Below are 14,396 nucleotides of genomic sequence, written 5' to 3' on the forward strand. Positions count from 1 at the left end.
AATCAAACATTTTCATAAATATTTTATAAATTCAGCCAAATTGCTGTTAAAACCAGTAAACATTGGGCAACGAGCCTGTACTATCAATATTTTAATAAAGAAAAAAAACACAGAAGCGATAACCTTATTTTATTCTCAAAAACAAATACTATTTTTACGCATTTTTAACAAATTATTAATTCAGAGAGTAAACAGATTTCAACTTTTTCAAATAAAATATTGATTGAGCTTTCAGTTTATACTCTTCTACTTTTATATCAAATAGCAGCAAGCTTTTAAAATTTATGAAGCTAAAGTCATTTATCATTCTTCTTCTTTCTCATACTATATTTGGACAGAATTTTCCAATAAAACATCTGGATATTTCATCAGGGCTTTCTAACAATTCTGTTGCCACTATCTATCAGGATCAAAATGGTTATATGTGGTTTGGGACTTTTGACGGACTTAACAGATATGACGGAAATGATTTTAAAATTTACCGCCATGTTCATACTGACCCATACTCTATTCAGGGAAACGCAATTAGCTGTATAGAAGGTGATTTTGAAAATAATTTGTGGGTAGGAACAACCGCCGGACCAGTAATTTTTAATGCAGAAAGATCTTCTTTTACTCCTTTACAATATTATGACACAAACAAAAAAGTCAAACCATTAAGCTTTACTGCCTACGAAATAATTGCTGTACATCCTTTACACCTTATTCTGGTCGCTACAAAAGAAGCTATCATACTTTTCAAAGAAGGTGAGAAAATTGGAACTGCGATACCCTTTAACGGTAAATTAAATTATATCGCAAGATCTATCGCTTATAATGCCAAAAAACAAATCTTCTACGTTTTTATAACCGGAACCGGTCTTTGTCAGTACGACATCAAATCAAAAAAATTAACGCTGCTCAACAAAACAATTACAGCTACAAACTGCATTAAACTGACCCATGAAGGACTCTGGATTGGATCTGATGAAGGTGCCTATCTATATAACGAACACCTCAACACCTATTCTAAAAACTACTTTAAAATAAAAACAGTCGTACGTGATTTTTTCCAGCAAAAAAACCGGCTCTGGATTGCTACTGACGGAGCTGGACTATACACCATTACAAAAAATCAGACTACTCCTGTTTCATATCGTGCAAACGGCCCTGTTTCGTTGCTTAAAAGTAAATCGCTCTATGATATATTTCAAAGCAAAAACGGAGAAATGTGGTTTGGATCACTACGTGGTGGCGTAAGTATGATGGGAGAAAAACCGCTCGATTTCAATCACTATAAAAATAAGGATGCCCTAGGCAATAAAGAAGGCGAAAACCCTGCCACGAACTTTATGCTTTCTTTTTGTGAAGATGAAAAGAAAAACATCTGGATTGGAACTGATGGTGCCGGAATGCGATATTGGGACAGAAAACAAAACACGTATGACACATACTCGACGACGTCATCTGCCGGCAGAAAAATCCAGAGCGATTTTGTGACCAGTATCGTCCGGGATTCTGACAATGCCATCTGGGTTGCTATGTGGAAAGGCGGAGTGTGTCGTATTGATCCCAAATCAAAAGCGATTCAGAATTTTTCAATTTTTAATCAGTTCACTAAAAAAGCCGAACAGGAATCATGGGTGCTTTTTTTAGATTCGAAAAAAACATTGTGGCTTGGCGTTACAAATAACGGAGCACTATATCAATTCGACAGAAAACAAAATAAATTCATCTGCTACAGCAACAAACTGCGCGATGTTACTTGTCTCTACGAAACGAAAGACGGGAAAATATGGGGAGGAACTTTTAATTCTTTTTTTGAGATAAATCCAAAAACAAAAAAAGTAAAAACCTATCATTCAGATTATACTGTCAGATGCATCACCGAAGATCAAAATAAAAACCTTTGGATTGGAACTATAGAAGGAGGCCTCTTTTTGTACAACCGAAAAACGGGCACTTCTAAAAAGTACACTACAGAAAACGGTCTTTCAAGCAATACGATACTCCGCCTTTTAGAGGACAAAAAAGGAAATTTATGGATGAGTACATACGATGGAATTTCAAGACTAAACCCTAAGAATAATACTTTCAGGAATTTCGGTGTATCTGACGGGCTTCAGGGCACACAGTTTAGCTGGAATTCAGGCACTAAACTTTCGACAGGAGAATTTATTTTTGGTGGTATAAACGGGTTCAATGTTTTTGATCCTGACAACATAAAAGACAAAAAAAACACTGGTAAATTTTTATTAAATGATCTGCTTGTAAATAATCAGCCTTTAAAATCAGATAGCCCTTATATTACAGAAAAAAAACTTGAAATGATAAGCGCTGCTGAACTTCCTTATGAAAAATCGGCACTGAGTTTTGATTTTGTTTATCTGGATTATATCAATTCCGAAAAAATAAATACTGCTTATTTTCTTGAAGGATGGGACAAAGACTGGAACTATACCTCAAAAAACAACAGGGCAAATTATTCGAGACTGTCAGAAGGAACTTATCTATTTAAAGTAAAAACTACTGACGTTTTTGGAAACTGGACTAATGAAGTAACGCTCGCCACAATAAAAATCCTTCCGCCATGGTACAGAACATGGTGGGCTTATACATTTTATTTAATTGCTGTTTGCGGTGCCATTTATGCGTATGTGGGCTATCAAAAAAACAAAGAAAGGCTTCGATACGAAATAAAACTTACCCGTATGGAGCATACAAAAGACAAGGAACATGCCGAAAAACAATTTTCTATGTTTACGTACATGGCACATGAGTTACGCACTCCCCTGTCTTTAATTATAAATCCGCTAAAAAGTACCATTGACAGAAAAAATACCCCTGAAGATGATCTTGACCTGAATCTCGCCTATAAAAATGCCAAAAGATTATTGAGCCTTACAGATCAGTTATTATTATTCAGGAAAGCAGAAACAGATCTTGATGAGCTTAAAATTTCTAAGATTAATTTAAACAGCCTCTGCCGTGAAATCTACAACAGCTTTACGCAGATGGCGGCTGTAAAAAATTTAAATTATCAGTTTATCGAAGAAAAAACACCCACTGAAATATATGGTGATTATGAGAAAATAGAAATTACACTCTTTAATTTAATCTCAAACGCTTTCAAGTTTACACCAAATGACGGCACTATAAGCATTGAGATCATCGAGAAAACTGACGATGTTTCTATTATTATAGCAGATACCGGAAGCGGAATTCATGAAAACGATATTGATACTATTTTTAAAAAATTTAAGCAGATTCAGTCTAAAAGCAGTAACGGTTTTGGAATAGGGCTGTATGTGGCCAAATATTTTGTGAACAAACATCATGGAGAAATAACATGTACGAGTAAAGTCGGAAAAGGAACTTCATTCACTATTGTACTTCCAAAAGGAAGAACGCATTTTGCATCAATGAGAATCAATGAGAATCGTCATCAGATGTCACCTATTGTTGGGGAACTTCTTGAAGGAATGCCGGCAGATAACACCAATACTCCTGAAAGCAGTAATCAGCCATCCAATCCTGAAAATATAAAATCAGCATTAATCAGTCCAAAGAAAGTTGTACTGATTGTGGAAGACAATACCGCAATGAATCATTATCTGGTAAAGCTTTTCTCCAGCAATTACATTGTTTATTCAGCAGCTAATGGACTCGAAGGACTAAAACTGTTGCAAAAACACATGCCTGATATTGTACTGAGTGATATTTCGATGGAGGGTATGAACGGTTTGGATTTATGCAAAAAAATCAAACAAAATGATTATTCAAGCCATATTCCGGTGATACTTCTGACAGCTACAACAAGTAATGATATTCATTTGCAAAGTATTAATGAAGGTGCAGACGATTATGTAACCAAACCTTTTGACAACAATATACTTTTGGCACGTGTAGATGCTGTCTTACGAAACAGAGGCCAATTGCGCAAATATTTTCTGGACAGCATAACACTTCGTGAAAATGAAAATAAGGTTCCCGTTGAATATAAGGAATTTCTGGATAAATGCATCGAAATAATAGAAACCAATCTCGAAAACAGCGACTTTAATCTAAAGAGTTTCTCTGCTGCAATGGGCATGAGCCATTCCAGTCTTTACAAAAAGATTAAAGCAATTTCCGGACAAACTGTCAACGGTTTTATCCGATCTATAAGAATTCGAAGAGCCGCAGTAATTATGCTTACTGAAAGCATTAATATCGCACAGGCTGGCCATCAGGTTGGTATAGAAGATCAACGTTATTTCCGCCAGCAGTTTGTAAAATTGTTTGGAATGAAGCCTTCTGAGTATATCAAAAAATACAGGAATTCTTTTAATAAGGAACTGAATGTTATTCAAAAAGAAGATGATATTGTATAAAATCTAAATCAAAGAATTACATATTCATATCGCTTATATATTTCTCTCAAAAAAACTAAATAGAATATAAAAAACAACAGCAATGAAGCATCATTTATTGCTTTCATTTATAAAAACACAAATTTATCAGAATCGCATTTTTTGAATTCTTACTGCATTTAAGATCGCCAGCAGAGCAACCCCAACATCGGCAAAAACGGCTTCCCACATTGTTGCCAGTCCTCCTGCTCCCAAAATAAGGACTCCCGCTTTTACTACAAATGCCAAAGTTATATTCTGCCAGACTATTTTTTTTGTTTGTTTTCCAATACAAATAGCTAATGGTATTTTAGAAGGCTTATCATCCTGAATTACCACATCAGCAGTTTCAATAGTAGCGTCGCTTCCGAGTCCGCCCATTGCTATTCCTACGTCACTAAGAGCTACTACGGGCGCATCGTTAACACCGTCTCCCACAAAAGCAACTGTCCCCATCTTTGCTTTAATTTCTTTGACCTTATTAACTTTATCTTCAGGAAGCAGATCACCAAATGAGTTATCAATTCCTAATTTATCAGCCACAAACTTCACTACAGCACTTTTATCGCCACTTAGCATTGTAGCTTTTACATTTAATTTATTCAACAGTTCTATGGTTTTCCGGGAATCTTCTTTTATGCTGTCTGCAATCGTAATGTAACCCACAAACTTTTTGTCAAAAGCAACAGCAATAGTGGTATACACAATTGAAGAAGTATCGACATCATAGCTAATACCAAATTTATCCATCAGCTTGAAATTACCCGCCAGAAGTTCTTTACCATCAATGAGCGCTTTTAGTCCGTGTCCGGCAATTTCTTCGGTACTTTCAATTTTTATTGAACTGTCTGGTTCACAAACATATTGATGAATAGCCGTTGCGACAGGATGCGAGCTTTGGCTTTCAACAGCATTCACCATCTTTAGTATTTCATGCTTGTCAAACTCAGGTTTAAAGACAGTTTCCTGAACTTTAAAAACCCCTTCGGTCATAGTGCCGGTTTTATCCATTACCACATTTTGAATACTGGCCATCACATCTAAGAAATTGCTGCCTTTAAATAAAATTCCATTACGGCTCGCTGCACCGATTCCTCCAAAATAACCAAGCGGAATTGAAATAACCAAAGCACAAGGACAGGAAATAACTAAAAATACCAGCGCTTTGTATAACCAGGTATTAAAATCGTAATTATCTGTAAAAAAATAAGGCAGAAAACAAATTCCGGCTGCAAGGAATACCACAATAGGAGTATAAATTTTTGCAAACTTTCTGATAAATAATTCTGTTGGTGCTTTTTGTGAAGTTGCATGCTGTACCAGCTCCAGAATTCTGCTGAGTTTACTCTCTGTATAAGCTGTAGTCACTTTAACCTGAGCTGCTACATTAAGATTGATCATTCCGGCCAAAACTGTTTGTCCTTTTGTTTTGGTATCAGGTTTGCTTTCTCCGGTCAGGGCAGCGGTATTGAATGAAGCACTATCTGTCAAAAGTTCACCGTCAAGCCCTAATTTTTCTCCGGGTTTTAACTGAACTACATCTCCAATATAAGCATCTGCTGCTTTTATTACTTTTGGTTTTCCATCAACCAGAATAGTAACTTCATCAGGCCTTTGGTCTAACAGGCTTTTAATATTTCTCTGAGCTCTTGAAACAGCAAGTGTCTGAAAAATCTCGCCTACTCCATAAAAAAGCATTACAGCCACCCCTTCAGGATATTCTCCGATACTAAATGCCCCAATAGTCGCAATGCTCATTAACAAAAATTCTGAAAAAATGTCTCCCCGAATAATACTCATTATTGCATCTTTTATAACTACATAACCCACAATTAAGTAGGCCACAAGATACCATCCTAGTCTTACTGATCCTGCAAACCACGACTGAGAAATCCAGTTATCCATGACAATTGCGGCAATCAAAAGCATGAAAGACAAAAAAGGTAAAAGAAATATTTTAAACATATCTCCTTCCATATTGCCATGGTCATGCCCGTCATCATGACTGTGTCCCGAATGTTCATGACCATCATGAGCCGAATGGTTTTTTGTTGTTCCTTTTATACCAGCGTTTCCGTAAGCTTTTTCAGAATGTGCACAGCAAAAGGATTGTTCTGTATTATTGCGAAGTTTATTTTTCATGTTATCTTTTTATATGCTCTAATGAAATAGAGAACGATAGGGTTTTATTTGGATTCAGTATTTTTTTATATTCTGCTATTTTAAACATTTATCGCATATTCCTTTGGCCAGAATCTGAATTTCATCAATCTGCAGCCTGGAATCGATGTTCTCAGGAAAAACAATTTCATCCTTACAGGTAGTTTCATGGCACTTTTTACAATAAAAATGCAAATGCATGTCCTTATGATTTTCCTGACTGCATATTTCTGCACAAAGTTTATACTTTGTGGTATTTTCATCCAGAATTTTATGAACCAAACCTTTTTCCAGAAAGGTCTGTAGTGTTCGATATATAGTTACTTTATCTGCTTTATGAAAATATTTCTCAATTTCAGCCAGCGATAAAGCAGCTGTAACGGTTTCCAGATATTCATAAATTAAGATACGCATTGTAGTTAAACGAATATCTTTATCCTTAAAAACATCCTCAGTCGATTTTTTCATTTTAGCTTACTTTACAGAACCAGAAGGTTTTAATTTTAATCATGCCATTCGTAAATTTACGAAGATATTTCCCTTTCATTTTCCTCTGATTCTATTTTAACAATTCAATATTTTTTCATCTGGTTAATGTTCGTGTTCCCCTGAATTACTTAGTTTTGCATTGACAAAAAAGGTACCTTTCGTGACAATTTTAGTTCCTTCCGGAATTTCTTTGACAGGTGTAATTGCTGTGTAACCTAATTCTGAAACTCCCTTTGAAACTTCAATTTTTTCAAAATTCACACTATTGGAAGCTATTTCCTTTTCTTTTTCTTCATTATGTTTCTCACCGGATTCACCATCCTCCCCATGTTCATCATGCATTTTCGGTTTTTTATTCGTTTTGGCAAAAATGTAATATTTTCCATCTGCCTCAGCAATGGCATCATTTGGAACAGCAGCAGTCAAAGCATTTCCGATACTGATCATGGCAGTGATATTCATTCCGTCTATAAGTCCTGTTTTATTTCCTGTAACTGTACAATGGATAGCAACTGTTTTGCTTTCGTTCTCAAATGACGAGCCAATATTAAATACTTTTGCCGTATAGGATGTAGAGGGATTGTTGGTTAAGGTAAAATTTACTGTTTGTCCTATTTTTACCATCGGAAGATCTTTTTCGAAAACCTGAAGATCAAGATGAATAAGGCTGTTATCTACAATTTCAACTACCGGGGAAGAAACATCTACGTAACTTCCGATTTTGGCAAACTCACTGCTTACTGTTCCACTTACAGGACTTGTGACGGTCAGTGCTGATTTTAAACCCGAAGCACTAATTCCTGCCGGATTTATTCCCATAAGCTGAATTTGTTTTTGAAGTGATGCTTTTCGTGCGCGAAGTGAATTCACTTCAGCCGTAGCACTTTGCAGGTTTTTTAAAGCGCCCGCATTTCCTTCCTGAAGCTCTTTCTGACGTCTCAACTCCTGGTCTGCCAGTATCATTTTACTTCCAATAGTCAGATATTCTTCCTGAAGCTGAATAAACTGCGGATTTTCGATTGTAGCAATAACCTGCCCTTTGCGTACGTGATCTCCCAATTGTACTTTGAGCGATTTAATCACGCCACCGTACAATGAAGTTGCATTTGCTTTATTGTTATTAGGAACCCGCAAGGCTCCGTTTGCCTTAATCGAAGCAGTCAGGTTTTTATTTTCAATAGTTCCAAGCGTAATTCCTACAGAATTAATTTGCTCCTGTGTCAGAGTGGCAATAGTAGCCGCTTCTTCTTCGTGTTTCTCTTCTATTGCACCGGATTTTTCAGTTTCAGCAGCATTTTTATTATTTTTTTGTTGACAGCTAATCAAGGAAAAAGTAGCAGCAACAGCAATTAGAATTTTTATTTTGACTTTCATTTATGCTTATTTTAAATGATCTAATGAAATCCTGTTCTTATTAAAACAGAAATCGCATGACATTGTTATTTATTATTAAAGTAATTAAACTGAACAGCAGATTGATTGTACTGATTTAGAATATCCAAATAATTCTGCCGTATTCCTACTGCCTGACTTAGAAACTGTCCCAACTCTGCAAAACTAATTTCACCTGATCTGTAACTTAATGTAGAAGCTTTTATGATTTCTTCTGCCTGTTTTAATCCGGTAGTTTCATAATAATTCAGCAAGGACAGATTCTTTTCTATTTCTGCAATTGCAGAAGCTTTCTGTGTCTGCATTTGCTGTGTCTGATAAAGCAGACTTTTTTCCTGCACGTCTTTCTCTGCCGAAGCCGCTTTTACTTTGTTACGCGCATAACCTGCTCCAAATAACGGAAAAGATGCCGTTGCCGAAAATCCCGTATAAGGATCATTTGCTCCCCATAACCGCTGACTGAAAACCCTTCCTGAAAATTCCGGCATATTGCTATTTCTCTGAACAGAAATATTCGATTCGGCAATTTTTACATTTTGTTCCTGAAGCACCAAAAGCGGATGAGCACCATTATTTTCAGTTAGAACAACATCTGCTTTTCCTAACGGAATTTCTAAAGGAAGCAGCCATTCATTCTGATTCAAAAGCATCATTAACTGTTGCTGCTGAACGGTCATATCCTTTTTATTCTGGTCCGAAAAAGCTTTTAGTTCCTGCAGTTTTGCATCGGCGGCAATTTTGTCCAATGCTGCTACATCGCCTGCTTTCAAACGAACTTCTGCCGTTTTAAAAAGCAATGTATAAATACTGTCCAGACGTTTGTACAGTAACTGTTTGTCCTGCAGGTACCACAATTTATAATAAGCCGTTCGCACATCTTTTTTAATTGTGGCATTTAAAAGGCTGGTATTTAATTCGGCATATTTTAACTGCTCGTTAAAATAGTCTTTTCGTGCTGCGTAAAGACCCGGCCATGCAATAGCTTGTGAAATTCCGATTTTTAATATTCCCGTATTATCAGAAGGCCGGAGATCTTCATTCTCTGCAAATATTCCGGTCTTTGGAATATCAACAGCCGTTTTTACATTTAGTCCGGCAGTTCGAATTTCAGCTTCATTGATTCCAATCTGCTGATTGTTTTTTAAAGCCATTTCTACCGCCTGATCCATTGAAATCCTTTCCTGTGCATTTGCAGATCCTAAACCTGCCAGACAAAGGAGCATTATAACTGTTGCATTTCCCATTTTAAATTTTCCATTAAAATTGAATTTAGAATTAAAAATAATATACAACAAAGGCAGTACAAATAAGGTCAAAAACGTAGCGGTTATCAATCCGCCAATTACTACGGTTGCCAAAGGTTTCTGTACCTCTGCTCCCGCACTGCTGCTAATTGCCATTGGCAAAAATCCTAATGAAGCTACTGTCGCGGTCATCAATACGGGACGAAGTCTGGTCATTGTTCCTTCTTTTACTCTTTCAAAAATATTTTTCATGCCTTCTTTTTCGAGCTGGTTGAAAGTTCCAATCAAAACGATTCCATTCAATACGGCAACGCCAAATAATGCAATAAATCCGATTCCAGCGCTGATGCTAAATGGCATTCCGCGAAGCATTAAAGCGAAAATTCCACCAATGGCACTCATCGGAATTGCGGTAAATATCAAAATGGCTTGTTTGAAAGAACGGAATGTAAAATACAATAATGCGAAAATCAAAAGCAGCGAAACCGGAACCGCAATCATCAAACGTGCATTTGCCTTTTGAAGATTTTCAAACTGACCTCCATACGTGAAATAATATCCAGGTGGCAATTTTACTTTTTGCGATAATTTCTTCTGAATATCCTCAACAACGCTTTGAACGTCACGACCTGAAACATTAAATCCTACTACTATTCGGCGTTTTCCTGCTTCACGGCTTATTTGTGCTGGTCCTAATTTATAATTGACATTTGCAACCTGAGAAAGCGGAATCTGATTTCCTGTATTGGTCGGAATCATCAAATTGCTTACATCGTCAATTCCACTTCTGTGAATGCTGTCCAGACGAACAACAAGGTCAAAACGTCTTTCATTTTCATAAACCTGACCCGCGCTTTTTCCTGCAAATGCTGTACTGACTACGTCATTTACGTCCTGGATTGTCAGACCATAATTAGCAATACGGGTTCTGTCGTATTCGATATTGATTTGTGGCAAACCACTCACTCTTTCAACTTGTGGAGAAGTTGCGCCTTCCACACTCTGAATAACTTTACTGACTCCTTTTGCATAAACCGAAAGTGTGTCAATATTTTCACCGAAAATCTTAACGGCAACATCCTGTCTAATTCCCGTCATGAGTTCATTAAAACGCATCTGGATCGGTTGGTTTTTTTCAAAGAAAACCCCCGGGATAACTTCCAGCTTTTCGGTAATGGCATCAGCCAGTTCATTATAATCCCTGCCAGATTTCCATTCTTTTTGAGGTTTTAAGACAACCATCAAATCGGTTGCCTCAGGAGGCATCGGATCTGTTGGGACTTCTGCGGCTCCGGTTTTTCCGACAACCATTTTTACTTCATCAAATTGTTTGATAATTCGGGATGCCTGCATCGAAGTTTCGATACTTTGGTTTAAGGAACTTCCCTGTGGAAGAATACAGTGAAACGCATAGTCACCTTCCTGAAGCTGCGGAATAAATTCTCCTCCCATTCTGATAAAACATAAAATAGCAATCACAAATAAAAAACTGGTGAAACCCACTACAGCACATTTAATGTTTATGACTTTTTGAAGTAATGGCTGATACATACTTTGTAGTTTCTGCATCATTTTATCACTAAAATTTTCTTTATGATTTGGTTTTTTAGATAAGAATAAAGCACACATCATCGGGATGTAAGTCAGAGACAAAATCAAAGCTCCAAAAATCGCAAAACCCACAGTCTGCGCCATCGGACGAAACATTTTTCCTTCAACACCAACCAGCGTCAGAATCGGAATGTAAACGATCAAAATAATAATTTCCCCAAATGCGGCGCTGGTTCGTATTTTAGAAGCCGACTGAAAAACTTCTTCGTCCATTTCTTCCTGTGTCAGACTTCTCATTGTTTTTCGCATTCCTAAATGGTGCAATGTTGCTTCTACAACAATTACAGCTCCATCGACAATAAGTCCGAAATCAATCGCCCCAAGTGACATTAAATTGGCACTTACACCAAAAACATTCATCATTCCCAAAGCAAATAGCATTGCTAACGGAATCGCTGAGGCAACAATTAAACCTGCCCTCAGATTTCCTAAAAATAAGACCAAAACAAAAATCACAATCAAAGCTCCCTCTACAAGGTTTGTCTCTACTGTGCTGATGGCTCTTCCTACCAAATCCGTACGATCGAGAAAAGGTTCGATTGTGACATCATCCGGAAGCGATTTTTGAATAGTGGGTAGTTTTTCTTTGATTCGTTTTACAACTTCATTACTATTTTCACCTTTTAGCATCAGGACTACTCCACCCACGGCATCAACTTCTCCGTTATACGTTAAAGCTCCGTATCGAACTGCTTTTCCAAATCTAACTTCGGCGACATCACTCACATAAATTGGTGCAGCTCCAGTATTTTTTACCACGATCTTTTTTACATCATCCAATGAAGTAACAAGACCTATTCCTCTGATAAAATAAGCGTTAGGTTTTTTGTCAATGTAGGCTCCTCCGGTATTCTGATTGTTTTTCTCAAGTGCGGCGAAAATATCCGGAATACTCACTCCCATTGCTTTTAACCTGTCCGGATTAACGGCAACTTCATACTGTTTCAATTCACCACCGAAACTGTTTACCTCTGCAATTCCGGGTGTACCGTATAATTGTCTGGCTACAATCCAGTCCTGCATCGTGCGAAGATCTTTTGCATTATATTTATGCTTGCTTCCTTTTTTAGGGTGAATAATATACTGATAGACTTCTCCGAGTCCCGTACTTACCGGAGCCATTTTTGGTATGCCGGCGCCTTGGGGAATTTGATCCTGTGCTTCCTTTAGTCTTTCGTTGATAAGCTGTCTTGCAAAATAGATATCAGTATCATCATCAAAAACTACGGTTATTACCGAAAGTCCGAATCTTGAAATACTTCTGATTTCCTGAATTTTTGGAACAGTAGCTATACTTTGTTCAATTGGAAAAGTCACTAATTGCTCCACTTCCTGTCCCGCCAGTGTTGGACAGCTTGTAAAGATCTGAACCTGATTGTTTGTGATGTCAGGTACGGCATCAATTGATAATTTAGTGGCGCTCCATACGCCCCAAATTATCAAAAGCAAAGTCATTAAACCAATAACGATTTTGTTCTTTATACTGAATTTGATTATGTTATCTAACACAATGTAATTTGTTTTACGCTTAGAAAATAGTCTGTTTCAAAATAGGAATGTGCGCTAACAGATTGCATCACTGCAAAATTAATTTACAGCATGATTTTTAGTGATTCTTAAACAAAAAATCACTAACTGAAATACACATAAAAAGAAAATTAAGCGAAAAATTTAGGAGGTTCCCATATACTTCCGGAGTATGTGGAAATAATCTGGCAGTCTTTTATAACTATTTTTTTAAGGATAATAACGGCTTGCTGAAAATTAAATTCCGGCATTTTAAAACTAAATTTAACAACCGAAACACTACAGCAAGAGCATTGGCAAAATGGGGTACAATGATCATCATGATCCTCACTATGGTTATGGAATACCTCTTTCTGATACGATATAGAGTCTGAACAATTATTATAAACATCACTACACGGAACTAAAAGAAGTCCCAGGATATAGATTAATAATATTGTTGTTTTCCATTTCATATTAGACAAATGTATAAAAAAATTTATGCAATCAGATTGCAAAGTGATATACTGACTACAATAGGTAAAAAAGTGATGTTTGTATGTACTTTAAAGGCAAACAAAAAACTACTAACGAGTAAGGATTCATGATGTTGCGATTCTATAATTAAGTTTAATTATGTAACCACTTATTCCAATTATATAAAATAAAAAAAGCTAATCCTTGTAATTTTAAAATAATTAATATACTAAAGATCACTTAATAAATAAAATCATGGAAAACTTAATCAATCAGGAAAATCTTGAGGAAATCAGAGAATTTATTGAAGATAAAATTGCGGATGTGCCAGGCAGCTATATACTTATTGGTGCAATTGGCTCCTTGCTTTTATCTTCATACCTCGATAAAACGGGTAAAAAACAAGCTGCTTCTGCAATTGGAAAATTAGCTATCCCTATCATCGGAATCGGACTTGCCAAATACAAAGATGTAATAAAATCTGAGATTGAAAATCAGTTAGAAAAAGTGCAGTCCTAAAAAAATCAGCATATTTTCATTTTATTATATAAGTTGTACCCAACAATAAAGCCTGAGATTTACCTCAGGCTTTTCTATTTTAAATTATAATTCATTTAATGTATGTGAGATTCTGTTTCACTATCCCACACAAGTATTCAATTATTGGGTTCTTAATCCAGATATAAATGCAGGCATATTTAATCGAATTTTTGGTATCCTTTTTATTCAAAATTATATATTGCGGCAGGTTCAATTGGAAATGAAATTTTTGGTATAAAATCAAAAACCAAGCACAATTACGAAAGAAAAATCCTCCTTTAAAGCAGTTTTAAAAAATAATTTTAAAATTATTCGATAGCATCATTTAAGAAAAAACGTATGTTAGTTACTTTTTGAGAATAAAAATAAATTATTATTAATCAAATAAATGCATCAAAAAAACAATACCATCTTTACAAATCATTATTTATTAAACCAGGATATTTTCAAAAAAACTAACAGCCTTATTAAAAAACATTTTGTGTATTCTAAAATTAATTGTATTTTTGCACGCGAAATAAAAAGCAGGTCCGTTCGTCTATCGGTTAGGACGCCAGGTTTTCATCCTGGTAAGGGGGGTTCGATTCCCCCACGGACTACTTAATTA

Annotated in this window: 7 protein-coding genes and 1 tRNA gene; 3 read left to right on the plus strand and 5 right to left on the minus strand. The window is 36.1% G+C overall.

Annotated elements, in window-relative coordinates:
* The first annotated feature begins 284 nt into the window (after window positions 1-284).
* The gene (locus P5P89_RS00110) at window positions 285-4,352 is read left to right on the plus strand and encodes a hybrid sensor histidine kinase/response regulator transcription factor (protein WP_278010194.1); all 4,068 of its coding nucleotides are present in this window, start codon (window positions 285-287) and stop codon (window positions 4,350-4,352) included.
* Between the two features lie 126 nt (window positions 4,353-4,478).
* On the opposite strand, the gene P5P89_RS00115 is transcribed toward P5P89_RS00110, so the two are convergent.
* From P5P89_RS00115 to P5P89_RS21740, 5 genes are all read right to left on the minus strand, one after another.
* Window positions 4,479-6,512: a heavy metal translocating P-type ATPase gene (locus P5P89_RS00115; protein ID WP_278010195.1), complete on the minus strand. Its 2,034-nt coding sequence runs from the start codon at window positions 6,510-6,512 to the stop codon at window positions 4,479-4,481.
* A gap of 75 nt (window positions 6,513-6,587) precedes the next feature.
* A complete protein-coding gene (locus P5P89_RS00120) occupies window positions 6,588-6,998 on the minus strand; it encodes a Fur family transcriptional regulator (protein WP_025571621.1) in 411 nt (136 codons plus the stop codon).
* 123 nt (window positions 6,999-7,121) lie between these two features.
* On the minus strand, window positions 7,122-8,393 hold the full coding sequence (locus P5P89_RS00125; protein ID WP_278010196.1) for an efflux RND transporter periplasmic adaptor subunit: 1,272 nt from the start codon (window positions 8,391-8,393) through the stop codon (window positions 7,122-7,124).
* A 65-nt stretch (window positions 8,394-8,458) separates the two neighbouring features.
* Window positions 8,459-12,775: a CusA/CzcA family heavy metal efflux RND transporter gene (locus P5P89_RS00130; protein WP_278010197.1), complete on the minus strand. Its 4,317-nt coding sequence runs from the start codon at window positions 12,773-12,775 to the stop codon at window positions 8,459-8,461.
* Between the two features lie 149 nt (window positions 12,776-12,924).
* Window positions 12,925-13,248 (minus strand): DUF6660 family protein, encoded by a 324-nt coding sequence (locus P5P89_RS21740; protein WP_379680548.1) that lies wholly within the window; start codon window positions 13,246-13,248, stop codon window positions 12,925-12,927.
* A 256-nt stretch (window positions 13,249-13,504) separates the two neighbouring features.
* Between P5P89_RS21740 and P5P89_RS00135 the strand changes: the two genes are divergently transcribed.
* A complete protein-coding gene (locus tag P5P89_RS00135; RefSeq protein WP_269236554.1) occupies window positions 13,505-13,768 on the plus strand; it encodes a hypothetical protein in 264 nt (87 codons plus the stop codon).
* Between the two features lie 548 nt (window positions 13,769-14,316).
* Window positions 14,317-14,388, plus strand: a tRNA-Glu gene (locus tag P5P89_RS00140).
* The last annotated feature ends 8 nt before the right edge of the window (window positions 14,389-14,396 follow it).

The organism is Flavobacterium gyeonganense, assembly GCF_029625295.1.
GTDB classification, from domain to species: Bacteria; Bacteroidota; Bacteroidia; order Flavobacteriales; family Flavobacteriaceae; genus Flavobacterium; species Flavobacterium gyeonganense.